This window comes from Bacillus cereus (assembly GCF_002561295.1).
Lineage (GTDB): Bacteria > Bacillota > Bacilli > Bacillales > Bacillaceae_G > Bacillus_A > Bacillus_A cereus_S.
In genome coordinates this window covers 41,487-64,503 of the sequence record NZ_NTUG01000004.1, presented here as the reverse complement: position 1 = coordinate 64,503, position 23,017 = coordinate 41,487, and the positions used below count along the sequence as shown (strand labels likewise).

Sequence of the window (23,017 nt, the reverse complement as noted above, 5' to 3'; positions counted from 1 at the left end):
GAAATGATTCCAGTAACAATTTTAACGGGTTTTCTTGGGTCTGGGAAAACGACATTATTAAATCGTATCTTATCAGAAGAACATGGTAAGAAACTAGCAGTCATTGTAAATGAAATAGGTCAAATTGGCATCGATAACCAATTGATTATGAATGTAGAAGAAGAAATTATGGAAATGACAAATGGTTGTTTATGCTGTACAGTGCGTGAAGATCTACTGGTTGCTTTAAAACAATTACTAGATGTAAAAGCCGAAGGGAAAATGGATTTTGATGGCCTAGTGATTGAAACGACAGGTCTTGCGAACCCAGGACCGATTATCCAAACGTTCTTTTTAGATCCAGTTATTCAAGCGGCATACAAAATTAATGGCGTTGTGACAGTGGTAGATAGTTATCATATACATAAACATTTTGAAAAAGGATTAGAAGCGAAAGAACAGATTGCCTTTGCTGATATGCTTTTAGTAAATAAAGTAGATTTAATTGAAGAAGTGGAAAAGGAAGAACTTCTTACTGAGTTACAAGGGATTAACCCAACGGCAAAATTAATCCCAACGACAAATTGTGAAGTGAATATTCCTGCTTTGTTAGAAATTCAAACGTTTAAAACGCGTGATACATTAGAAATTTATCCGCATAAAGAGCACCATCACTTAGAAGGTGTGAAATCATTTGTATTACGTGAAGAGCGTCCACTTGATTTGCAGAAATTAAACGAATGGATGTCCGCTGTTGTTCAAGAGTTAGGAGAGTATTTATATCGGTATAAAGGAATTCTTTCAATTGACGGTGTGGATCGTCGTATTGTTTTCCAAGGCGTTCATACATTATTTGCTGCTTCTTATGATAGAGAGTGGCAAGAAGGGGAAGAGCGTGTTAGTGAAGTAGTTTTCATCGGGAAAGATATAAATAAAGAATGGTTTCAAGAATATTTTAAAGAGTGCGTAAAATAAGCCCGCTAATGTAGCGGGCTTATTTTTGGTTATTAATCTCTGCCAGCTTCAATTAATTTCTTTGCGACAATTGCTGGTTTAACGTGGAACATAGTCATGTGATCACCTTGTGTAGTTACTAAACGGAATAGGCCAAGGCGATTTGACATGTGAGGGTGCCACCCTGATTCTTTACCTTGTGGAACTGCCGTGTCTTCGGTTAAATAGAAATAACTTTTTGGAATATTTAATTGATAAAATTTTGTAAGGTCCAGTTTTTCAAAGAGAGGCCCAGCAGGTTCTGGTGTAACAGTTGCATAAACTTTTTTCGCTAAGTCGAGATTAGCATTATTCATAAAGGTTTCTCGCCAAATAGGAAAAGGCAATTGGATAGCATTATTTTTTGACTTTTTTGCAAGCTCAGCCCAAAGTGCTTTTCCTTCGGCTGGGATTTCATCAGCTGCACTTTCTCCATTTGTTAAGACAAATGCGTCCATAAAGACGAGTCTATGGATTCGATCTGGAATTTGCTCGGCAACTTTAGAAATAACAGTACCTCCAAAACTATGACCGACAAGAACAAAGTTTGTTATATTTCTTTCTTTTACATAAGTAATTACAGATTTTACGTAATCAGAGTGGTTTACAGCCTTGTTTGTGTTTTTTCCATGACCTGGTAAATTCGGGGTATAGACTTTATGCCCTATTTGTTTCAACTCATTAGCTGTTTTATCCCAATAACTAGAATCCCCCCAAGCACCGTGAACGAGCACAAACGTAATTGGTGTTTGACGCACTACATCAATATCTGTCTCTATTGTTGCTTCTACTGGGATGTGGAAGTTATTACTGCTAAGCATGATGAATAGTGCAGTAACGCCGGCGATTAAGAATTTAAATATCTTCATTATGTAATCCCTACCTTATAATTATTTTGGACTCTTATCTGTATATTTTGTTGAATTTATGTTTTTATCCCTACTGGTTGTTAGTAAACGATGTAAATTTATGTTTACTTGTATTGGTTGTTTAGTTGTAACGATTGAAAAATAAACAATATTCAGTGTTTTTAAGAGAGGACAAAAATGATACGTTGGAGGATTCTTGGGTTACTCACTAAAAATAATTTGATGGCCGTTTATGAAATACAACAAGCATTGCAGATGGTACAGATTGAGAATGTACGATTAATAAACAAAGATTAGTAAAAAATCAAATAAGCCTGCTTTCACAGGCTTATACTTTCATCTATAAGTAATTCCATTACAACACCAACAACGGGTCCTTCATCATCAATATCACCAGTTAAGCGAAAGCCGAAAGACTCATATAGTTTCATTGCTAGTTTGTTTTCTGGATGTAAGCTTAAATAAATCTTTTTACATTGAAATTTTTGTTGTAAATATTGAATTAGCAGATGAAGAAAGCGTTTCGCATAGCCGTTTCCTTGGAAATGGTAATCAATCATAAAACGATCTAGCCATACGCTATTATCTTTTGCTGAATACCAACCGTACATTGCGTATCCAATAAGTATTTCTTCATCATATAAGCCTACTGACGTTCCATTTTCTTCATATAGAGACTCCGCTAAAGAAAACGCATTACTCTCAATAAATTGTTGCTGCTCCTTTGTGACGTTTAAAGCAGCGACTGAACGCCAATTATTTGCTGTTACTTCACAAATGTGAAGATTCATAGTTCCAACTCGCCTTCTGAAATGTTATAAAGCTAATATGGATAATTTTACTGGTTCTTTCATTTAAGTCAAGCACTAAGTCTATGAAAAAGACAGCTAAAAAATTTAGCTGTCTAAAAGAGAAAGGTGTTTAGTTTATAGCTTCTTTTAATGTGTTTAGATTTTCTTCCATTAATGTGAAATAATCTTTATTTTTCTTTGCATCATCTTCAGAGATAGTAGCAAGATGATTCAAACGTAAAATTTTTGTTCCTGTTTCTTTTTGAATTACCTCTGCCACTTTCGGAGTGGAGAACGTCTCAAATAGAATGTATTTCAAATTATGCTCTTTTGCTGTTTTTGTAATGTTGGCAAGTTCTTTTTGTGATGGCTCATCAGAAGCGGATATTCCAGCAACTGGTATTTGTTTTAGACCGTAGCGTTTTTCCCAGTATCCATATGCAGCGTGAGAAACTAAAATATCTTTCGTTTTTGCATCTGAAACAACAGATTTAAAGTGATCATCTAAGTCAGTGAACTTTGTTTGTAAAGCAGCAAAGTTTTTCTCGAATTCTTTTTTATGATTTGGTTGTAATTCTACAAGTGCATCTTTAATTTTTTCAGCTTGCTTCATCGCAAGTGTAGGATCTAGCCATACATGTGGATCTTTGTCGTGATGGTGTTCTTCCTCTTTATGACCTTCCTCATGCTCATGATGCTCTTCTTCTGATGAGGCGATAAGATCCAAGTCTTTAGAGGCATTAATTACTTTTACTTTTTCTTTTTTTAATGTTTTTTCCATTTTTTCTGCAAACGGTTCTAATTCCGCACCGTTATATATGAATAAATCAGCCTTCGCAACTTGTACGGTTTGCTTTTGAGTTGGCTCATATGTATGAGAGTCAGCTCCTGGTGGGTAGATTGTTTCTACGGTTACATAGTCACCACCGATTTTCTTAGCGAAATCAGCAAGGGGAAAAATGGTTGTATACACAGAGAGTTTTCCATCCTTTTTGGCCACGTCTTCTTTTTTACTGGAACACCCAGCGAAGATTAATGTGAAAATAAGTATAAAAGAAAACACCGTTAATTTTTTCTTCATGTAATTCTCCTCTTTTCTTTCTGTTACAATTTTATTTTCTCCAAAAATAAGAGAAAAAATATCTTTTGGTTACAAAACGTAATAATTCCGTTTTAGGTTGCGAACTTAGTATAATACATCTTTACGAAAGTTGCAATAAAGTGAGGGCTTTTACGGGAGATAAATAATAATCATTTCGATTTGGTTTTGTTATAAAGTTGTCAAAAAGGACAGTATTAATTTTTGTGAATGTCGCATATGTGACAATATTCCTTTCATATATTGAGGTAGGAGGATATGAAAAGGGGATGAGGGATTGAATTACTTGATAGAGGCAATTTTAGTCATATTAGCGGTAGTTTTACCACTAACATGTGTTTTGATTTTCCTCAAGACATTAATAAGTAATTTAGGTGACTCTAAAGAAATAACGAAACTACCTACAAATAGAAAAAAAGGAGAGACGAATAAGTAAAGCACTTGCATCACTCCTAGTGCTTTACTTATGATAGAATAAGAAAAAGGAAACTCCTAGAAAGTAGCCCATCTCAAACTTCTTTGCTGAATTTCGGGGTGGGGTCTTACTGTTCGCAAATAGCGGGATAAAATTAGATAAAGAGGTATAAAGATAAATGAATAAAAGAACAGCTTTAGTACTGGGAGCAAGTGGTTTAGTGGGACAAGAAGTGACGCAACGATTACTTGACTCAGATTACTATGATTCGGTTATGATTTTTGTTAGAAAACCGTTGCAATGGGAACATGAAAAGTTACAGCAAAAACAAGTGGATTTTTCTATATTAGAAGAATATAAAGAGTTTTTTGCTGTTGATGATGTCTTTAGCTGTCTTGGGACAACGATTAAGAAAGCAAAAACGAAAGCGAATTTTAAAAAAGTAGACTATGAATATACATTACGAGCAGCTTGTTTAGCAGAAAAACAAGGTGTGCAAAACTTTTTAGTTATTTCTTCTATGGGAGCCAATCCAAAATCACTTTTCTTTTATTCACAAGTAAAAGGAAAGATGGAGGAGGAACTTCAAAAGTTGGTGATTGGTGGGATTCATATATTTAGACCGTCACTACTACTTGGAGATCGAGAAGAATTTCGTTTTGGAGAAAGAATGGCTGAGAAGATATTTGGTATTTTTCCATTCGTATTTAATGGTACTTTCAAAAAGTATAAGCCGATTACAGCTGAACAAGTTGCAAAAGGGATGTATTTAGCGGCACTACGTGAAGAATCTGGTGTCCATATCTATAATTCTACAGAGATTACAATGATGAAATAATGAGAACGAGAAGGGGAATCCCTTCTCGTTTTTATGTCGTATTAGCGACGAGCTGGGGCTATTTTACCACGAGCACGTTGATATTGGCGTGGTTCTTGTAATTCAAATCCAAGTTCATTAGCTGCTGTTCTCGGAAAATATGGATTGCGAAGTAGCTCGCGACCAATAAAGATTAAGTCAGCTTCATGATTTGCTAAAATATCTTCTGCTTGTATACCACTTGTGATTAATCCTACTGCACCTGTCGCAATGTTTGCTTGTTCTTTTATATGATTTGCATATGTTACTTGATAGCCAGGGTAAACGTCTATGTTGGCAGGGACAACTGCACCAGAACTACAATCAATTACATCTACACCTTGCTCTTTCATCCATTTTGCAAATTGAACATAGTCATGTACTGTTAATCCTTCAGGGTGGTAGTCATTTGCAGAAATACGAACGAATAAAGGGCCATTCCAAACTTCATGTACAGCATCGATGATTTCTCTTAAGAAGCGGTAACGATTTTCAGGTGGACCGCCATATTCATCAGTGCGTTTGTTTGATAAAGGAGAAAGAAATTCATTAATAAGATAGCCGTGAGCCGCATGGAGTTCAATAATATTGAATCCAGCTTGTTTGGACCGGTATGCAGCATCTTGAAATGCAGAAACTGTCTTTTTGATTAGTTGTTTACTCATTTCTACTGGGATTTTCATTGTATCGTTAAATGCAATGGCTGAGGGTGCTACAGCATCTGTATGTAATTCGGCTTTTCTTCCAGCATGTGCTAATTGAATAGCTGATTTTGCTCCATGTTCATGGATAAGTGACACTGTTTTTTGTAACCCTGGAATATGCTCATTACTCCATATACCTAGATCTTTATGAGAAATACGTCCCTCAGGTATAACAGCTGTAGCTTCAAGCATAACAAGGCCTACTTGACCAGCTGCTCGCGACGCGTAATGGATATGATGGAAGTTTGTAACCTTTCCATCTTCGTTTTCTGAGGAATACATACACATCGGTGACATGACAATACGATTCTTTAATGTAATATTTTTAATCGTATAAGGTGAAAAAAGATGATAGTTCATAGTTATTCCCCCTTATTGCAATTTTCTTTATTGTATCATCATCATTTTTGTTTCCAAAATAAAACGCTTATTCTCGAAAAGTTGCACATTTATCCTGCATTAATGGGTAGTCGATCCCCCGCCACTGATTAAATTTTCTCTTTATGTTACAATTATTGAAATGAATGAAATTGGAGGATAGGGGCATGTACCGAGCGTATTATGAAAGCGAAATAGGTTTGCTTGAAATTACTGCAAATGATGAAGGAATTACTTCTGTTATTTTTGTAGAGGAACGAAAAGAAGAGAATACAAGCAAAATTGTAGAACAGTGTCTTGCTGAATTAGACGAATATTTTCATCAAAAGCGAACGGAATTTACGGTACCACTATCAGCAGCCGGGACACTATTTCAAAAAAGTGTTTGGGATGCGCTTTATACGATTCCATACGGAGTGAGTGCTTCTTATCTAGATATTGCAGAAAAAGTGGGTAACACAAAGGCAGTACGTGCGATTGGCGGAGCGAATAGTCGCAATCCGATTTCTATTATTGTTCCATGTCATCGTGTAATTGGAAAAAGTGGAAAGCTAGTTGGCTATGCAGGAGGACTATGGCGAAAAGAATGGTTATTAAAACATGAGGGGATTTTGAAATAATGAGGAAGCCTTTTGCGGGCAGTTTATCTCCTACTTATCTTTTTCAGAAAAGCGAAAGAGATTTTAGCCGCTAGAGCTGGACATTGCTTTCGTCGAATTTTGAGGTGAGAGTATTACTGTCTGTTCATGCGGGGTGAATGGTTTTATCTATAATTTACGGGGAGTTGCCATCGTATGAAAGTCGCTTTCTTCAACTGTGCAGTATGTTGAAGAGCAGTCACGTAAGTAGGGAGAAATCACGGAAAGAGGGATTGATTTGTATTGTATAAATTGTGGGAATCCTTGTCCTGACGGTCAGTTCAATTGTGAAGGTTGTCAGCAAGTTTTACAAAATGGAACAAAAGAGGAGATCTCACCAATAGAAAAAGATATGGAACAATATGTGGGAACGCATTATCCGTATTATAAAAAGAAATGGGATAAAGAAAAGAAACGGATAGCAGGGTGGAGTTGGAATGGATGGGCAGCTCTTTTTAATGTTGGATGGTTTGGATATCGAAAGTATTACTTGCCTGCTTGTTTATTTGTAACCTTATTAGTAGCTTGTGATGCATTCTCCTATTATATGGGATTTAATGTTGCGCTCCCAATCATTAATATGGTTCCGCTTACTTTTTTATTACTCATTTTAATGATGATTGGGATTGGGATTTTTGCCAATGGATTCTATTATCGATTTGCTGAGCGGAAAATATATGGAATAAAGGCAAGAGGGATAAAGGACGTAGCAGTTGAAGGTTATCTTCTTCGTGATAATGGTGGAACGAGTAAAGTGGGAGCTGCCATTGTTACAATTTTGACGGCAGCTAGTATATTTATGAGCCATTTTTTCTTTCCCACAGATCAAGATGTCATTCAAAAGGTACGAACAAGCTCTCTTTATGAGTATCCTTTCTTTTCGATTGGAGAATCGTTTGAAAAGCATTTTCAGCAACCGAATTGGATGTATTATCGCGGGGAAGATGGATTAGAATTAGTAGAATTTCATGGATACAATAGTGGAATACCAAAACAGAAAATTATTATTCAATTTGTTGTCGATTACAGGTTACATGAAATTGAACCGTATTCTTTTACAATTAATGGTGAACCACAAGGCGAACAAGCATTTTTGAAAATGATGGAAGATGTATTTCGTACGCAAGATCTTTTTGAGTTGGAAGATGGATTACACCAAGGTGACAAGAAAGAAATGTTATAAGAAATGGATGTAAGAGTAAATGAAGTAGCTCTTATATCCATTTCTTTTTTTGTTTTATACTAGAAAACATTTGAAATAATCAGAATTTTTTGTATAATACTATCATACATGCTTTATTGTATACATACAGATTGGGGGAAGGAAGAATGAAGAGAAAAGTTTCAACGCTTGCGGCACTTGCATTATCAACAAGTGTGTTCGTTGCAGGTTGCGGGAATGAGGAGAAAGCATCGACAACGAAGAAAGAAACGAATAAGGATATGGCCGATCAACAAGTGTTAAATTTACTAGAAGCAGCAGAAATTCCTTCGATGGATACGTCAAAATCAACAGATTCTGTATCATTCCGAGTATTTGTCAATGCAATGGAAGGTTTATATCGGTTAGATAAAGATAACAAACCAACTCCAGGTATGGCAAAAGATGTGAAGATTAGTGAGGATAAGAAAACATATACTTTCGAATTGCGCGATGCAAAATGGTCGAATGGTGAGCCAGTTCGTGCGCAAGATTTTGTATATGGCTGGCAACGTGCGCTTGATAAAGCAACAGCTGCGGAATATGCATTTATTTTATTTGATGTAAAAAATGCTCAAAAAGTTAATAAGGGCGAGTTGCCACTTGATCAGCTAGGTGTAAAAGCAAAGGATGATAAAACATTAGTGGTAGAACTAGAACAACCAACTCCATATTTTCTTGATCTTACATCATTTCCAACGTTCTTCCCGTTAAATGAGAAGTTTGTAAAAGCACAGGGAGATAAGTATGCATTAGAAGCTGATAAAATTTTATATAATGGACCGTTTACGTTAAGTGAATGGAAACATGAACAAAGCTATCAATTAAAGAAAAATCCAAATTATTGGGATAAAGATACTGTAAAGCTAGAAGAAATTAATGTCGGTATCGTAAAAGACACGAGTACAGGTGTGAACTTATATGATAGTGATCAAGCAGATCGTGTCATTTTAACTTCAGAGTTTGTTGATAAATATAAAAAGAGTAAGGCAGATGAATTCAAAACGAAACTAGACCCGCGTATGTATTTCTTACGCTTTAATCAACAAAATCCAACATTTAAAAATCAAAAAGTACGTGAAGCAATTGATTTAGCTTATGATAAAAAAGGTATTGCGGATGTCATTTTAAATGATGGCTCATTACCAGCATATTTCTTAGTACCAGAAAAATTCACAACGGGTCCAGATGGGAAAGATTTCCGTACTGTAAATAAAAATTTCCGTGATAGTAAAGATAATGCAGAAAAAGCGAAAAAGTTATGGGAAGAAGCGAAAAAAGAATTGGGCCAAGACACAATTACAGTAGAATTACTAAATGATGATAATGGCAGCAGGAAAAAAGTTGGCGATTTTATTAAAGAAGAGCTTGAGAAAAATTTACCTGGAATTAAAGTGAATTTGAAACAACAACCATATAAACAAAAATTAGATTTAGAGAAGAAGTTACAGTATGATTTTTCATTATCAGCGTGGAGTCCAGATTATCCAGATCCAATGACGTATATTGATATGTTTATTACAGGAAGTACATTTAATGAAATGGCGTATTCAAATCCAAAGTATGATGATTTAGTTGCTAAGTCAAAAGGTGAATTGTTAAAAGATGATGCCGCGCGTTGGAAGGCACTTGCAGAGGCTGAAAAAATCTTAATTGGCGAGGATGTTGCAATCTCACCTACTTATCAGCAAAGTACTGCATATTTAGAAAAAACATATGTAAAAGGAATTGCAAACCATACATTTGGTGGTGACTTTAGTTATAAATGGGCATATGTTACAAAAAAATAGTATAATAAGAGATGAGTGAATATTCGCTCATCTCTTATTTTGTAAGGGGGATGTATGTTGATACACGGCATTAATCATCTTTGTTTTTCAGTTTCAGATTTAGAAGAATCTATTCAATTTTATGAAACAATATTAGAGGGGAAGTTATTGGTCAAAGGAAGAAAGCTTGCATATTTTGATGTATGTGGAGTGTGGATCGCACTTAATGAAGAAGTAGATATTGCAAGAAATGAAATTCATCAGTCTTATACACATCTTGCATTTTCTGTTCAACAGGAGGATTTTCAACAGCTATTAAAGCGTTTAGAAGAAAATAAAGTTCATATTTTACAAGGCAGAGAACGTGATGTAAGAGATTGTCAGTCTATTTATTTTATTGATCCAGATGGACATAAGTTTGAGTTTCATTCAGGTACATTACAGGATCGCTTAAAGTATTATAAGGAAGCAAAACCACATATGAAATTTTATTGATGAATAAGGGGATGAGGAGAGTATGCATGCGCTCATTGTTGGAGGGACAGGAATGCTAAAGGAAGTGTCCGTTTGGCTTTGTAATCAGGGCTTTTACGTTTCTATTATTGGGCGAGATAAAGATAAGCTAGAAGGTATAAAGAATACATGTGATACTCCAGAAAACGTCACATGTATTCCCCTTGACTACCATGATAGCGAAACTTTAAAACAATCTATTAAAGATACTATGAAACAAAATGGTCCTATTACATTAGTAGTAGCTTGGATACATACTACTGCTAAAAAGGCGCTTCAAGTAATTTGTGAAGAAATTGAATCACATTCTAAGTCATATAGTCTGTTTCATATACTAGGGAGTAGTGCTTCAAGGGCGGAGCGCCAAAAAACAGGAAATTCTTTATGTGATTATCACAGAATATTATTAGGATTTATTTTACAAGGTGAATATTCAAGATGGTTGACTCATGAAGAAATTGCTGAAGGGGTTATAGCAGGAATGCAGAGTAAACAAAGTGATTATATGGTAGGAACATTAGAACCATGGGGATTACGACCAATTTAATGAGGAGGAAGGAAACGAATGAAGACGACATTATATGTAACACGTCATGGAGAAACAGAATGGAATATAGCAAAGCGTATGCAAGGAAGAAAAAACTCGAATTTAACTGATACAGGAATGTTGCAAGCAAAGCAACTAGGGGAACATATAAAGGATATACCACTTCAGGCGATATATAGTAGTCCAAGTGGAAGAACCATGCATACAGCAGAGTTAATCAAGGGTGAGCGAAGTATTCCGATTATAGCTGATGAACACTTTTACGAGATTAATATGGGGAGCTGGGAAGGACAAATGTTAGCGGATTTGGAAGCGCAGTATCCGGAGGAAGTACATACATTTTGGAATGAGCCACATCGTTTTTGCTCGACATCCGGTGAGAGTTTTTATGATGTATATAATCGAGTGATAGAAGGAGTAAACCTTCTTTTAGAAAAACATAGAGGAGAACATATTTTAATTGTATCACATGCAGCGGCAGCAAAATTACTCGTGGGACACTTTGCTGGTCTTTCAGTTGAAAAGGTGTGGGATGATCCATTTATGCATAGTGCGAGCTTAAGTGTGATTGAATTTGAAGAGGAAAAATCTAGTGTAAAACAGTTTGCTGATATTAGTCATTTTCAGCAAGTATAAAAAGACCGCGAGAGAGCGGCCTTTTTATACTTACTTGTAACAAGAAGGTATAAAGAATTAGTAATTGCGTTTTTTATACCAGAAATAATCGAATTTTTTCTTCTTTTTACAGAAGGAACGTTTGTGATGATCCTCTTCATGACAGTTGGAATGACCATGATCATCCCAAGATGATTCTTTACGATGATCGCAATCATGATCTGGAAAGAATACACTTTTCTTACAGAATGATCGTTTCGTCCAATAAAATTTCTTTTCAAAACGAACGCATTTTGTAACGAACGTACATTTTTTCACGCGCGTACATTTTGTAACACAAGTGCATTTTTTCACACGCGTACGTTTTGTAACGAACGTACATTTTTTCACACGTGTACGTTTTGTAACGAATGTACATTTTTTCACGCGTGTAACTTTTGTGACAAATGTCCATTTTTGTACACGTACACGCGTACGTTTCGTAACGAACGTACATTTTTTCACGCGTGTACATTTTGTAACACAAGTGCATTTTTTCACACGCGTACATTTCGTAACAAACGTACATTTTTTCACACGCGTACATTTCGTAACGAACGTACATTTTTTCACGCGCGTACATTTTGTGCGAGGACATTTACAACTTTTTTTACATTTGTGACAAGAAAATTTATCATCGTCATGCTCAAAAGTACTTGGGTCTTGATGTAAAAACTCTTCCATCCCTGCACTTTTGATTTCCTCCACGGCTTTTTGAATATCACGTTTCATAGAAACCCTCCTTATCGCTAATTAAAATGAAAAAGTATTTTTTGTTTTTACAGTAATCATGATATGAAAATGATTTTCTTCTTGCACGGGACAAGAGTTTAGATTGCATAGAAATAGATATATAGCGGATGTATGGACATGGACAAAGTAATGAGCATACATTGGATAGAGAAAAAAAGAAGGGATGGGAGAACATGTTGCCTTCTTATGATTTTTTTATCCATCCAATGTACCTTGTTGAATTAAAGAAAGATATTTGGTCTGATAGTCCAGTGCCTGCTAAACTAACTTATGGGAAAAGAAAATATGATATTGATATTGTGTACCGGGGGGCGCATATTCGAGAATTTGATAAAAAATCATATCATGTTAAGTTCTATAAACCGAAACGCTTTCAAGGGGTGAAAGAATTTCATTTAAACTCTGAGTTTAAGGATCCATCGCTTATTCGTAATAAATTATCACTCGATTTTTTTAGTGAAATTGGTGTATTATCACCAAAATCACAACATGTTTTTGTGAAGATTAACGGTCAAATTCAAGGTGTATATTTACAATTAGAGTCTGTTGATGAAAACTTTTTGAAGAGTCGTAAATTACCGAGTGGCTCAATTTATTATGCAATTGATGATGATGCAAACTTTTCTTTAATGAGTGAACGAGATCAAGGCGTGAAAACAAACCTATCTGCAGGTTATGAATTTAAATGTGCAAATGAACATAGTGAAGAACAGCTTAGTGAATTTGTCTATCAGGCGAATGTACTATCAAGAGAAAAATATGAAAAAGAAATTGTAAATTATCTCGATGTTGACAAATATTTGCGGTGGCTAGCAGGGGTTATTTTGACGCAAAACTTTGATGGATTTGTTCATAACTATGCACTTTATCATAATGATGAAACGAATTTATTTGAAGTGATACCGTGGGATTACGATGCGACATGGGGGCGTGATGTAGAGGGGAGAATTTTGAATCACGAATACATTCGAATTCAAGGATATAACACATTGAGTGCTAGAATTCTTGACATACCAGTATTTCGGCAACAATACCGTAGTATTCTTGAAGAAATTTTAGAAGAGCAATTTACAGTTCCTTTTATAAAACCGAAAGTAGAGGAGATGTGTGAAGCGATTCGCCCATACCTAATTCAAGATCCCTATATGAAAGATAAAATAGACATTTTTGATCAAGAAGCAGATCTTATTTTTCAATATATAAACAATCGGCGTCAATATATACAGAAGCATTTATGTGAATTGTCAAAATGAAAAGGAGATTGATACGTATTCAATCTCCTTTTTATTTTCAATAGATTGAATATTTCATTTTAGATGAAAAGTATGGATGTCTAGGTCTTTATAAAAAGAGTGAAACCCTTTTAAATATGATATGAATAAGCTACTATTTGTTTAGGAGCTGTAATATACTTTTAGGATGGTGAGAATATGGAAGCGAGATGGATAGATTGGGTAAAACAAATACAAGCTATCGCTCAAGCAGGTTTAACGTATTCAAAAGATGTATATGATGTGGAACGGTTCAAGCAATTACGTGATCTTTCAGTGACTATGATGTCTCATTATACGAAGACGGATTGGGAAGTGGTAGAGAAATTATTTGCGAGTGAAACAGGCTATCAAACACCAAAAGTAGATATTCGAGCTGTCGTATACCAGAATGATAAGTTATTATTTGTGAAAGAAAAAAGTGATGGGAAATGGGCTCTACCTGGTGGATGGGCAGATGTTGGTTATACGCCAACAGAAGTGGCAGCAAAAGAGGTTTGGGAAGAAACTGGCTATAAAGTTGATCATTTTCGACTATTAGCAGTATTGGATAAAGAAAAGCATTTTCCATCACCAGCAGCAACACATGTATATAAAATATTCATTGGTTGTGAAATTGTTGGAGGGGAAAAACGAACAAGTATTGAAACAGAGGAAGTAAACTTTTTTGGTGAAAAGGAAATCCCAGAGTTATCGACTGCTAGAAATACAGAAGGGCAGATTAGAGAAATGTTTGCTTGTATGAAAGATAGAAATAAAAATGCAGTACTTGATTAGGAAAAGGTGTAAAGGTAAGATTTAGTGCCTTTCAACGTGTATAAATCTCTTTTTTTCCTCTCCTTGTGTCTGGTATATTTATAAAGAAGTGTACATATTTTTGGTAGAGAACGAGGAATATATTGGCATGCATAAATCTTTGTGGGATAATAGGAAAGTATGTGAGCAGAAAAGGAGATAGGAAAGCAAATGTTAGCGAATTTAATAGAGCAGTTGTTGCAGTTTTTTGCAAGTTTAGGATATTTTGGAGTTGCTTTAGGGTTAATGATTGAAATCATTCCGAGTGAGATCGTCCTTTCTTATGCTGGCTTTTTAGTTGCACAAGATAAAATAAGTTTCATTGGAGCAGTAATTGCCGGTACAATTGGTGGTACATTAGCACAAATCTTTTTATACTGGTTAGGATATTACGGAGGGCGCCCAGTAGTTGAAAAGTATGGTAAATACTTACTGATTAACAAACATCACTTAGATATAGCTGAAAGTTGGTTTAAACGTTATGGCGCGGGAGTAATCTTCTCTGCTCGCTTTATCCCTGTTGTACGTCATGCCATTTCGATACCAGCCGGATTAGCGAAAATGCCGTTAAAACTCTTTACTCTATATACAGTAGTTGCGATTATCCCATGGTCAATTCTCTTTATTTATTTAGGGGAAAAGCTAGGTGGGAATTGGCGTCATATTAAAGAATATGCGGCGGACTATACGCATTATATAATTATTGGAGCAGTGCTCTTTATAGCACTTTATTTCGGGTTGAAAGTTTTGAAAAAGAGAAAAACTGTTCGTTAAAGTCAATGATTTCATTGGCTTTTTTTTATGTGCTTTAGTTCTAAAATAAAGAAGTTGTCCATACTGTGTAATAATAAAGCGTAGCGGAGGAATGAAATGAAAGGATCACCGTTTTTACGTGGAACATTATTTTTAACGATGGCAACGATGATATCTAAAATGCTCGGATTTATATATGTTATTCCGTTTACGGCAATGGTAGGAACGAGTGGGTATGTATTATATACATACGCATATCGGCCATATACAATTATGTTAAGTATTGCAACGATGGGGTTGCCACTTGCTGTTTCTAAAATGGTGTCAAAATACGATGAGCTAAATGATTATCATACAGTAAAACGGGTGTTGAAAAGTGGAATGTTTTTCATGATTTTGATGGGGACTGTTTCATTTTTAGTTCTTTATATGTTAGCACCGTCTCTTGCGAAGCTAGTGATTGATGGAAGTGATCAAACTGGTAATAGTATGACTGCTGTTACGTATAATATTCAAATCGTTAGTTTTGCCTTATTAATTGTACCAGTGATGAGTTTATTACGTGGATTTTTTCAAGGATTTCAATCTATGGGACCATCAGCATCTAGTGTAGTTGTGGAACAATTTTTTCGTGTGTTAACAATTTTAATAGGAAGTTTTGTTGTGTTGCATGTTTTGAAATCTTCTGTTTCGCTAGCTGTTGGAGTCTCAACTTTTGGAGCATTTATAGGGGCAGTAGCGGGGTTGACTGTTTTGATTGGGTTTTATATGAGAAGGCGGAAATACTTAAAACAAAAAGAGGTTGCCAGCATCCCTCAGACAACGAAGTCTTTTTTCGCTTTATATAAAGAGCTATTTACGTATTCAATCCCATTTGTTGCTGTTGGACTAGCGATTCCGTTGTATCAAACAATTGATACGTTTACGATCAATAAACTGTTAATAGAGATAGGGTATGTGCAAAACGAAGCAGAAAAAATAAATGCGATCATTGGTCTTGTCCAAATGGTTGTACTGATTCCTGTATCTGTTGCAACGGCTTTTAGTATGTCTCTCGTTCCGGAGATGACGAAAGCTTATACAGCTGGAAATGAACAATTACTATATAAACATTTCACGAGAACGAATTTACTTGTTGTAGGGATTACTATTCCAGCGGCAATTGGAATGATGATATTAGCAAAACCTATTTATACTCTTTTATTTGGAGTAGGAAATGACCCAGGTTTAGGAAGTGTTATTTTACAGTACTATGCACCAGCATGTATATTATTTTCGTTATTTACAGTCACTGCTGCGATGTTACAAGGGGTTAATCAGCAACAAAAAACAGTTCTAGGTTTAACTTTGGGAATTATAGTGAAAATCGTATTGAATATTGTATTATTGCCGTACTTTGACTATACCAGTTTTATTATCTCAACCTACGCGGGCTACACAGTTTCAGTTACCTTTAACTTGTGGATGCTTGCTAAATATGTTATAAAGGCAACATGAGCTTTCGAAAAGGCAGAGCAATCTCTGTCTTTTTCTGTTTTGAAAGAAATTGTGAAGAAAAGCGTTTTCAAAATAATTTCCTATTGAAATTTGAACGTTTGTTTCATATGCTGAAAATAGCGGTTCAAAAACTGTTGTTTAAGTGAGGTAGATTCCCACATGTAAAAAGAATCGGGGTGATAGTATGTTAAATATTTATTTAACAGACCGAAACGGAAAACTACAAGAAATAGAGGAAATTCAAAAAGGGTGTTGGATTAATGTACTTCATCCAACAGAAGAAGAAATTCAATTTCTTGTGCAAACACTGAATGTAGAATTGGATTTTATTAAAGACCCTTTGGATGATGAAGAACGATCAAGGATTGAGAAAGAGGACGATAATGCATTAATTATCGTTGATATTCCAACAGTGAGGCATGATGAAGAAGGAAATTCAATATATGATACGATTCCAATTGGTATGATTGTAATGCCAGAATGCTTCGTTACAATCTGTTTAGAAGAAAATCCAATTTTCGAACGATTTATTAATCAGCGTATTAAAGAATTTTATACTTTTAAAAAGACTCGTTTTGCACTGCAGCTCTTATATACGATTTCTACTTATTATTTACGATATTTAAAACAAATTAATCGAAAAACAATCGACTTAGAGCACGAGTTAAATAAGTCGATGAAAAATAAAGAGATTTTTACATTACTCGGTCTTGAAAAGAGTTTAGTGTATTTTACAACATCTTTAAAAGCAAACAAAATTGTTATTCAAAAGTTAATGCGTAATAATACGTTTATTAAAATGTATGAAGATGATCAAGATTTATTAGAAGATGTGTTAATTGAAAATAAACAGGCCATTGAGATGGCTGAAATATATAGTAATATTTTAAGTGGTATGATGAATACGTTTAGTTCTGTTATTTCGAATAACTTAAACAGTGTTATGAAGTTATTGACTTCTATTACGATTATTTTATCATTGCCGACAATGGTTTCAAGTTTCTTTGGAATGAACGTGACGATTCCTTTGCAAGAAAATCCACATGGTTTTATAATTGTAATGATTATATGTGCAACATTATCTTGCACTTTAGCGTTTATTTTTTGGAAAAAACGTTATTTTTAACGTTCAAGAAAGCTGCTCTAGCATAGTTGTGAAACTGCGCTAGAGCAGCTTTTTTAGTATAATAAAATTTTTTTGCATAAGAAATATGTACGAAGGGTAGAAGGTGTATTTTTATTATTAAATTTGTATAGGACTTGTTCAAATAATGAATTGAGGTTAAAATTACATATTGTTAATGAAAAGATGGAGGAAATACATCATGGAATTGTTTCAATTACCGAAAGCATTCCTGCAAATGAATACAATCTTTATCTCGATTTTAATTGAAGCACTACCATTTGTGCTAATTGGTGTATTTATTTCAGGATTCATTCAAATGTTTGTGACAGAAGATATGGTAGCAAAATGGATGCCGAAAAATCGATTTCTGTCTGTATTATTAGCTACTTTTCTTGGCATGATGTTTCCGGGATGTGAATGTGGAATCGTTCCAATTGTAAGACGTTTGATTGGAAAAGGTGTTCCGCCGTATGCTGGGATTGCATTTATGTTAACAGGGCCGATTATTAACCCAGTTGTATTATTTGCAACGTATGTTGCATTCGGGAGTAGTATGCATATGGTGTGGTATCGTTCAATCGTTGCAATTATAGTTGCAATTATAGTTGGACTTATATTATCGCTTATGTTTAAAGATCATCAACTACGTGATGATCATTTTCCGGAAGTAAATCATAAACGTCCATTGGGTAAAAAGATGTGGGATGTTTGTACACATGCAGTTGAAGAATTTTTCTCGATGGGGAAATACTTAGTTATGGGAGCTTTAATTGCTGCTGCGGTTCAAACGTTTGTACAAACTTCAACACTACTTGCTATAGGGCAAGGTCCGTTTTCTTCATCAGCTGTTATGATGGGACTTGCTTTTATTTTATCATTATGTTCAGAAGCGGATGCTTTTATTGCATCTTCGTTCCAAAGTACATTTTCAACAGCGTCACTTGTCGCGTTCCTCGTTTATGGACCGATGGTGGATATTAAAAATATGTTTATGATGCTTGCGACATTTAAAACGAAATTTGTAATTGTTGTGATAGCTACAGTTACAATCGTGGTTTATGCAAGCTCACTACTCATTTATGCGATGGGGTGGTAGGTTATGTTTCGAGCATATATTTTACTCGGGTTTACAATCTTAATTGCACAGCTTCATATCTCTGGCAATATAACAAAGTATATAAATATGAAGTATGCATATTTATCGATGACAGCTGCAATTATCTTAGGTTTTTTAACACTTGTTCAAATTTTTATTGTTTTTCAGAAAGAACATCAAAAGGAAAAAGAACAGCATGATTGCAGTTGCAATCATAGTCATTGTGGACATGATCATTCGAAAGATGAAAACACATGGTGGAAACGCACCTTTTCTTATTCGTTATTTTGTTTTCCAATTATCTCAGGATTATTCTTTCCCATTGCGACGCTAGACTCAGATATCGTGAAAACAAAAGGATTTCATTTTCCTGTTGCACAGGCAGAGAGCACTGACCCATTTATTACACGGCAGTTTTTAAGGCCCGATACGAGTATTTATTATGGAAAAGAAGGGTATCGTGGTGTAATGGAAAAAGGGAAAAAAGAATACGTAACAAAAGATAGTATTTCCTTAAAAGATGAAGATTTCTTAAAAGGGATGGAGACGATTTATAATTATCCTGGTGAGTTTACAGGAAAAAAACTCTCCTTTAAAGGGTTCGTCTTCCGTGATGATTCTGCGAAGAAAGAGCAGTATTTCTTATTCCGCTTTGGTATTATTCACTGCGTAGCCGATTCGGGTGTATATGGTATGTTAGTGAAAAAACCAGAGGGAGTAGAGTGGAAAAATGATGATTGGATTGAAGTGGAAGGTGAAATTGCAACTGAGTTTTATCAACCGTTCCACGCAAACATTCCTGTTTTAGAAGTAACAAAGTGGAATAAAGTGGAACAGCCGAAAGAACAATATGTATTTAGAGGAGCCGATTGATGATAATCGGTTCTTTTTTATCCCGCATTAACGGGCAGTAATACTCCCACCTCAAAATTCAGCGAAAGCAAAGAAGGTAGGTGGGAGATGAATTGTCCGTAACAGCCCGATTGGTACGTGCGGATAAACAGTGGGGGATGGAGAAAACACTGATTAAAATTTCACTTTATAATTGACATGAAATGAAAAGCGGACACCTAAATTTAGGTGTCCGCTTTTATAGTTTTTTCATCTACATATCGCCTTAGAGGAGCTGATTAGCAGAAGCAAGCAGCACCGACGATAATTAAGAGGATAAATAATACAACAAGTAACGCGAATCCATTTCCGTGTGCGAAGCCCATTTTATTTCCTCCTTTTATTGTAAGATACAACATACAATATGCAAATTCACTTTTGTTTGACAGGGACAGATATCACGAAATTCTGTATTTTTTTGTATGTCAACGTGAAAAAAAGGAAAACTATAGGAATAACAATTTTGAAAAAGGGGTTTTATCCATGAAGAAATATATATCCATTTTATTATGTATTATAGGGATATTCATATGGATGAACATTGATTTAGAAATGGGGAAAAAAATGACTAGCGGACTTGAAATAACAAAAATGCGAACTGGAAATTTTAAATTATATACAAATGGGAAGGATTTTTATCAAAATTTGTTTGAGGATATAAATCGTTCGGAAAAGTATGTTTATATTCACTTTTATATTGTTGGTAAAGATGAAGTGAGTCAAGAATTTTTACGCTTATTAGAGAAGAAAGCTCTAAGTGGTGTGGATGTAAAATTGTCAGTAGACCGTATAGGTGGCTACAAAATTAAGAAAAAGGTGATTCAGCAATTAAAAGAAAAAGGGGTTAAATTTACTTTCAGTAAAAAACCTAAGTTGAAGAACTTGTTTTATTCATTGCACCAACGTAATCATCGTCGTATTACAGTGATTGATGGGAAAGTTTCTTATATTGGTGGTTTTAACATTGGAGAGGAGTATCTCGGAAAGGATCCTAAATTCGGGAGATGGCGTGATTATCAACTGCGTATTGAAGGAGATGGAGCAGTTGATATGGAGCGGAAATTTGCAGACGATTGGCATGCGGATACTGGTGAAAAGCTTTCGTTATATAAAGGTGATTCTATACAAGGAAGTGCAAAATATCAGTATATGTTTTCTGATGGAAAAGGACTTTGGAAAGAGTATAGTGGACTATTGAAGCAGGCTAACAAGTCAATTGTTATTGCAACACCATACTTTGTACCAGGAAAAGAAATGATAAGTGTTTTGCAAGAGGCATTACAGCGTGGAGTTGCTGTAAAGATTCTTGTTCCTTTTAAAAGTGATGCACTGTTGTTAAAACAAGCTGCTTATCCACATTTAAAAAAGATGCTAGATGGTGGAGCGGAAATTTATCAATACCGGGATGGCTTTTTTCATGGGAAGGTGACAATCATTGATGATATAAGTGCTGATGTAGGGACAGCTAATTTTGATATGCGCAGTTTTTATATAAATACAGAATCAAACTGTTTTATCTATGATAAAGCAGTTGTTGCGGAAGTATGGGGGAAATTACAGAAGGATTTTCATGATTCTAAACGATTAACAGACAAAGATTTTGACAAAATTAGTAGTTGGGATTGGTTTTTAGCAAAGGTGGCAAATGTTCTGGCTTTCTATTTATAGGCATATATTTAGAAGAAAGGGGGAGCTCTAATATGAGATGCATGGAAGAATTAATGAAGTGTAGTTATGAAGTGATTCATATGATCGGTGAGTGTATGAATAAGGTGAAAGATGAAGAATTAGGAGATATATTCAAACAACATTTGCCTTATATTTTGCAAGCTTACAATGAACAGGTGAATTTTCAAGAGGGTGAAAATGTACAGCATATTATTTGTGAACAACTAAAATCCCCTCTTATCCAAAATAATATAGCTATAAAAAACATTAGTAAAAGTGATACCGAAATTGCTATTGCCTATATTTCAAATTTAAAAAGATTAGCACTTAGGTTTGCTCAAGTTGCAGTAGAAGTTGCGAATCCAGAGTTTCGTTCTTTTTTGGAAAGTTGCTTCGTTAAAATGAATCGTTATGCATATAGTGTGTGGCAATATGTTGTGAAGAAAGAATATAAGATTGAACATATATATGAAGATGAAAAGTTTGCATAGAAAAAACAAGACGGAATAGTGGCCGTCTTGTTTTTTTGTATAAGAATTATAAGCTTTTTACCATTCCACCATCAACAAGGAATGATTGTCCGGTCATATATGTATTTGCATCGGATGCAAGGAATGTAGCAAATGTAGCAAATTCACTAGAATGGCCATACCTACCAAGAGGGATCATTGCCTCATATTGTTTTTGAACGTCTTCTACGGTAATTCCGCGCTTTTCAGCAGCTGTTTCATCAAGAAATGCGAGGCGGTCTGTCGCAATGCGTCCTGGAGCAATCGTATTAATTAAAATGTTATATGGAGCAAGTTCAGATGCTAACGTTTTTGCTAAACCTGTAATACCTACGCGGAATGTATTTGATAATAGTAATCCAGGGATAGGCTCTTTAATAGAAGATGAAGCAATGTTAATAATTTTGCCGCCTTGCTGTTTCATATATGGAAGTACTTCACGAATCATACGAACGTAACTTAATAAATTGAGTTCAAAGGAACTGTACCAATCTTCATCTGTTAATTGTTCAAATGTACCGGGTTTAGGACCACCTGCATTATTTACTAAAATATCAATTGTACCAAAAGTTTGTACAGTATATTCTACCGCCTGTTTTACGCTCTCTTTATTTGTAACATCACAAACTGTATACATGGCAGTACCTGTATTAAGAGCAATCAATTCTGTTTGTAAAGATGCTAGCTTTTTTTCATTACGACTTAATAGCATAACGTTTGTTCCTTCTTTTATGAGCTCCGTAGCAATTGCTTTTCCTAACCCTTGACTAGAAGCGACAACTAGAGCAGTTTTTCCAGCTAATCCAAGTTCCATATGTATCAACCTTTCTGTTTTATATTACTTTTAGTATATGTGAAAACATTGCGAAATTAAAAAAATAAGATCGTTGTTATCAGAAAATTTACAAACTTTTACTGTATCTTTACTCTTTTCTCATATTCCCTTCAAAAAAGAGAAGTAATATGAGATTGTACATATTCTATCAAAAGGGGGATAAGCAAATGAATAAATGGGTTAAAACTTTAACTGCTATGGCACTTGCGAGCTCTTTATTTGTGGTAGGTTGTAGTAAAGGTGAGGACAACAAGAAGGATGAGGATACAACGACGCAGCAAGATGAAAAGAAGGATCAAGAAACGAGTAAAGATAGCAATTCTTCAGATTCAAAGGAAAAAAAATAATAGCATATTCTGTATAGTGGGGCTTCCTCAGGTGATGAGGAAGCTTTTTTAGTTGTATATTTCTCGTTTT

General features: G+C 35.0%; 25 protein-coding genes. 18 read left to right on the top strand and 7 right to left on the bottom strand.

Annotated elements, in window-relative coordinates:
- Positions 1 to 3: 3 nt before the first annotated feature.
- Positions 4 to 954: a CobW family GTP-binding protein gene (locus CN373_RS03355; RefSeq protein ID WP_098358833.1), complete on the top strand. Its 951-nt coding sequence runs from the start codon at positions 4 to 6 to the stop codon at positions 952 to 954.
- A 32-nt stretch (positions 955 to 986) separates the two neighbouring features.
- On the opposite strand, the gene CN373_RS03350 is transcribed toward CN373_RS03355, so the two are convergent.
- From CN373_RS03350 to CN373_RS03340, 3 genes are all read right to left on the bottom strand, one after another.
- Complete coding sequence (locus CN373_RS03350; RefSeq protein WP_098358832.1) at positions 987 to 1,841, bottom strand: alpha/beta hydrolase; 855 nt, start codon at positions 1,839 to 1,841, stop codon at positions 987 to 989.
- 320 nt (positions 1,842 to 2,161) lie between these two features.
- Positions 2,162 to 2,632 (bottom strand): GNAT family N-acetyltransferase, encoded by a 471-nt coding sequence (locus CN373_RS03345; protein ID WP_001048685.1) that lies wholly within the window; start codon positions 2,630 to 2,632, stop codon positions 2,162 to 2,164.
- Between the two features lie 130 nt (positions 2,633 to 2,762).
- Positions 2,763 to 3,713, bottom strand: a complete 951-nt coding sequence (locus CN373_RS03340; RefSeq protein WP_098358831.1) for a metal ABC transporter substrate-binding protein — start codon at positions 3,711 to 3,713, stop codon at positions 2,763 to 2,765.
- 611 nt (positions 3,714 to 4,324) lie between these two features.
- On the opposite strand from CN373_RS03340, the gene CN373_RS03330 reads away from it, so the two are divergent.
- Complete coding sequence (locus CN373_RS03330; protein ID WP_001042756.1) at positions 4,325 to 4,984, top strand: oxidoreductase; 660 nt, start codon at positions 4,325 to 4,327, stop codon at positions 4,982 to 4,984.
- 41 nt (positions 4,985 to 5,025) lie between these two features.
- On the opposite strand, the gene namA is transcribed toward CN373_RS03330, so the two are convergent.
- Entirely contained in the window at positions 5,026 to 6,066 is a 1,041-nt protein-coding gene (gene namA, locus CN373_RS03325; RefSeq protein ID WP_098358829.1) for an NADPH dehydrogenase NamA, read from the bottom strand.
- A 185-nt stretch (positions 6,067 to 6,251) separates the two neighbouring features.
- On the opposite strand from namA, the gene CN373_RS03320 reads away from it, so the two are divergent.
- From CN373_RS03320 to CN373_RS03295, 6 genes are all read left to right on the top strand, one after another.
- Positions 6,252 to 6,704 (top strand): methylated-DNA--[protein]-cysteine S-methyltransferase, encoded by a 453-nt coding sequence (locus tag CN373_RS03320; protein ID WP_098358828.1) that lies wholly within the window; start codon positions 6,252 to 6,254, stop codon positions 6,702 to 6,704.
- 256 nt (positions 6,705 to 6,960) lie between these two features.
- Positions 6,961 to 7,905 carry a DUF2628 domain-containing protein gene (locus CN373_RS03315; RefSeq protein ID WP_000271584.1) on the top strand — a complete coding sequence of 315 codons (945 nt, stop codon included), beginning with the start codon at positions 6,961 to 6,963 and terminating at the stop codon, positions 7,903 to 7,905.
- A gap of 146 nt (positions 7,906 to 8,051) precedes the next feature.
- Positions 8,052 to 9,713, top strand: a complete 1,662-nt coding sequence (locus tag CN373_RS03310) for a peptide ABC transporter substrate-binding protein (protein ID WP_000824501.1) — start codon at positions 8,052 to 8,054, stop codon at positions 9,711 to 9,713.
- A 57-nt stretch (positions 9,714 to 9,770) separates the two neighbouring features.
- Positions 9,771 to 10,187, top strand: a complete 417-nt coding sequence (fosB, locus tag CN373_RS03305; RefSeq protein ID WP_000581204.1) for a FosB/FosD family fosfomycin resistance bacillithiol transferase — start codon at positions 9,771 to 9,773, stop codon at positions 10,185 to 10,187.
- Between the two features lie 22 nt (positions 10,188 to 10,209).
- The gene (locus CN373_RS03300; protein WP_098358827.1) at positions 10,210 to 10,752 is read left to right on the top strand and encodes a short-chain dehydrogenase; all 543 of its coding nucleotides are present in this window, start codon (positions 10,210 to 10,212) and stop codon (positions 10,750 to 10,752) included.
- 18 nt (positions 10,753 to 10,770) lie between these two features.
- A complete protein-coding gene (locus tag CN373_RS03295) occupies positions 10,771 to 11,388 on the top strand; it encodes a phosphoserine phosphatase 1 (RefSeq protein ID WP_000859005.1) in 618 nt (205 codons plus the stop codon).
- A gap of 57 nt (positions 11,389 to 11,445) precedes the next feature.
- Here CN373_RS03295 and CN373_RS03290 read toward each other — a convergent pair whose 3' ends face one another.
- Entirely contained in the window at positions 11,446 to 12,138 is a 693-nt protein-coding gene (locus CN373_RS03290) for a CotG/ExsB N-terminal domain-containing protein (protein WP_000817469.1), read from the bottom strand.
- A gap of 194 nt (positions 12,139 to 12,332) precedes the next feature.
- On the opposite strand from CN373_RS03290, the gene cotH reads away from it, so the two are divergent.
- The 7 genes from cotH (at position 12,333) to CN373_RS03255 (ending at position 19,570) form a co-directional block, all read left to right on the top strand.
- A complete protein-coding gene (gene cotH, locus CN373_RS03285) occupies positions 12,333 to 13,412 on the top strand; it encodes a spore coat protein CotH (protein WP_033664673.1) in 1,080 nt (359 codons plus the stop codon).
- Between the two features lie 177 nt (positions 13,413 to 13,589).
- Positions 13,590 to 14,207: an NUDIX hydrolase gene (locus CN373_RS03280; RefSeq protein ID WP_000388270.1), complete on the top strand. Its 618-nt coding sequence runs from the start codon at positions 13,590 to 13,592 to the stop codon at positions 14,205 to 14,207.
- Between the two features lie 189 nt (positions 14,208 to 14,396).
- Positions 14,397 to 14,999 (top strand): DedA family protein, encoded by a 603-nt coding sequence (locus tag CN373_RS03275; RefSeq protein WP_000880710.1) that lies wholly within the window; start codon positions 14,397 to 14,399, stop codon positions 14,997 to 14,999.
- A 96-nt stretch (positions 15,000 to 15,095) separates the two neighbouring features.
- Positions 15,096 to 16,475 (top strand): putative polysaccharide biosynthesis protein, encoded by a 1,380-nt coding sequence (locus CN373_RS03270; protein WP_000678853.1) that lies wholly within the window; start codon positions 15,096 to 15,098, stop codon positions 16,473 to 16,475.
- Between the two features lie 184 nt (positions 16,476 to 16,659).
- Positions 16,660 to 17,601 carry a magnesium transporter CorA family protein gene (locus CN373_RS03265; protein WP_000932385.1) on the top strand — a complete coding sequence of 314 codons (942 nt, stop codon included), beginning with the start codon at positions 16,660 to 16,662 and terminating at the stop codon, positions 17,599 to 17,601.
- A 199-nt stretch (positions 17,602 to 17,800) separates the two neighbouring features.
- Positions 17,801 to 18,697: a permease gene (locus CN373_RS03260; RefSeq protein WP_000418721.1), complete on the top strand. Its 897-nt coding sequence runs from the start codon at positions 17,801 to 17,803 to the stop codon at positions 18,695 to 18,697.
- Between the two features lie 3 nt (positions 18,698 to 18,700).
- Positions 18,701 to 19,570 (top strand): TIGR03943 family putative permease subunit, encoded by an 870-nt coding sequence (locus CN373_RS03255; RefSeq protein WP_000488041.1) that lies wholly within the window; start codon positions 18,701 to 18,703, stop codon positions 19,568 to 19,570.
- Between the two features lie 257 nt (positions 19,571 to 19,827).
- On the opposite strand, the gene CN373_RS03250 is transcribed toward CN373_RS03255, so the two are convergent.
- Positions 19,828 to 19,914: a YjcZ family sporulation protein gene (locus tag CN373_RS03250; protein WP_000505094.1), complete on the bottom strand. Its 87-nt coding sequence runs from the start codon at positions 19,912 to 19,914 to the stop codon at positions 19,828 to 19,830.
- Between the two features lie 157 nt (positions 19,915 to 20,071).
- Between CN373_RS03250 and cls the strand changes: the two genes are divergently transcribed.
- Both cls and CN373_RS03240 read left to right on the top strand, forming a co-directional pair.
- Positions 20,072 to 21,256 carry a cardiolipin synthase gene (cls, locus tag CN373_RS03245; RefSeq protein WP_098358826.1) on the top strand — a complete coding sequence of 395 codons (1,185 nt, stop codon included), beginning with the start codon at positions 20,072 to 20,074 and terminating at the stop codon, positions 21,254 to 21,256.
- A 32-nt stretch (positions 21,257 to 21,288) separates the two neighbouring features.
- Positions 21,289 to 21,747, top strand: coding sequence for a spore coat protein (locus tag CN373_RS03240; protein WP_001203663.1), 459 nt, complete (start codon positions 21,289 to 21,291; stop codon positions 21,745 to 21,747).
- Between the two features lie 46 nt (positions 21,748 to 21,793).
- Here the strand turns inward: CN373_RS03240 and CN373_RS03235 are convergent, their stop codons facing one another.
- Positions 21,794 to 22,579, bottom strand: coding sequence for an SDR family oxidoreductase (locus CN373_RS03235; protein ID WP_098358825.1), 786 nt, complete (start codon positions 22,577 to 22,579; stop codon positions 21,794 to 21,796).
- Positions 22,580 to 22,767: 188 nt separating this feature from the next.
- Between CN373_RS03235 and CN373_RS03230 the strand changes: the two genes are divergently transcribed.
- Complete coding sequence (locus CN373_RS03230) at positions 22,768 to 22,947, top strand: hypothetical protein (RefSeq protein ID WP_001045971.1); 180 nt, start codon at positions 22,768 to 22,770, stop codon at positions 22,945 to 22,947.
- Positions 22,948 to 23,017: the final 70 nt, after the last annotated feature.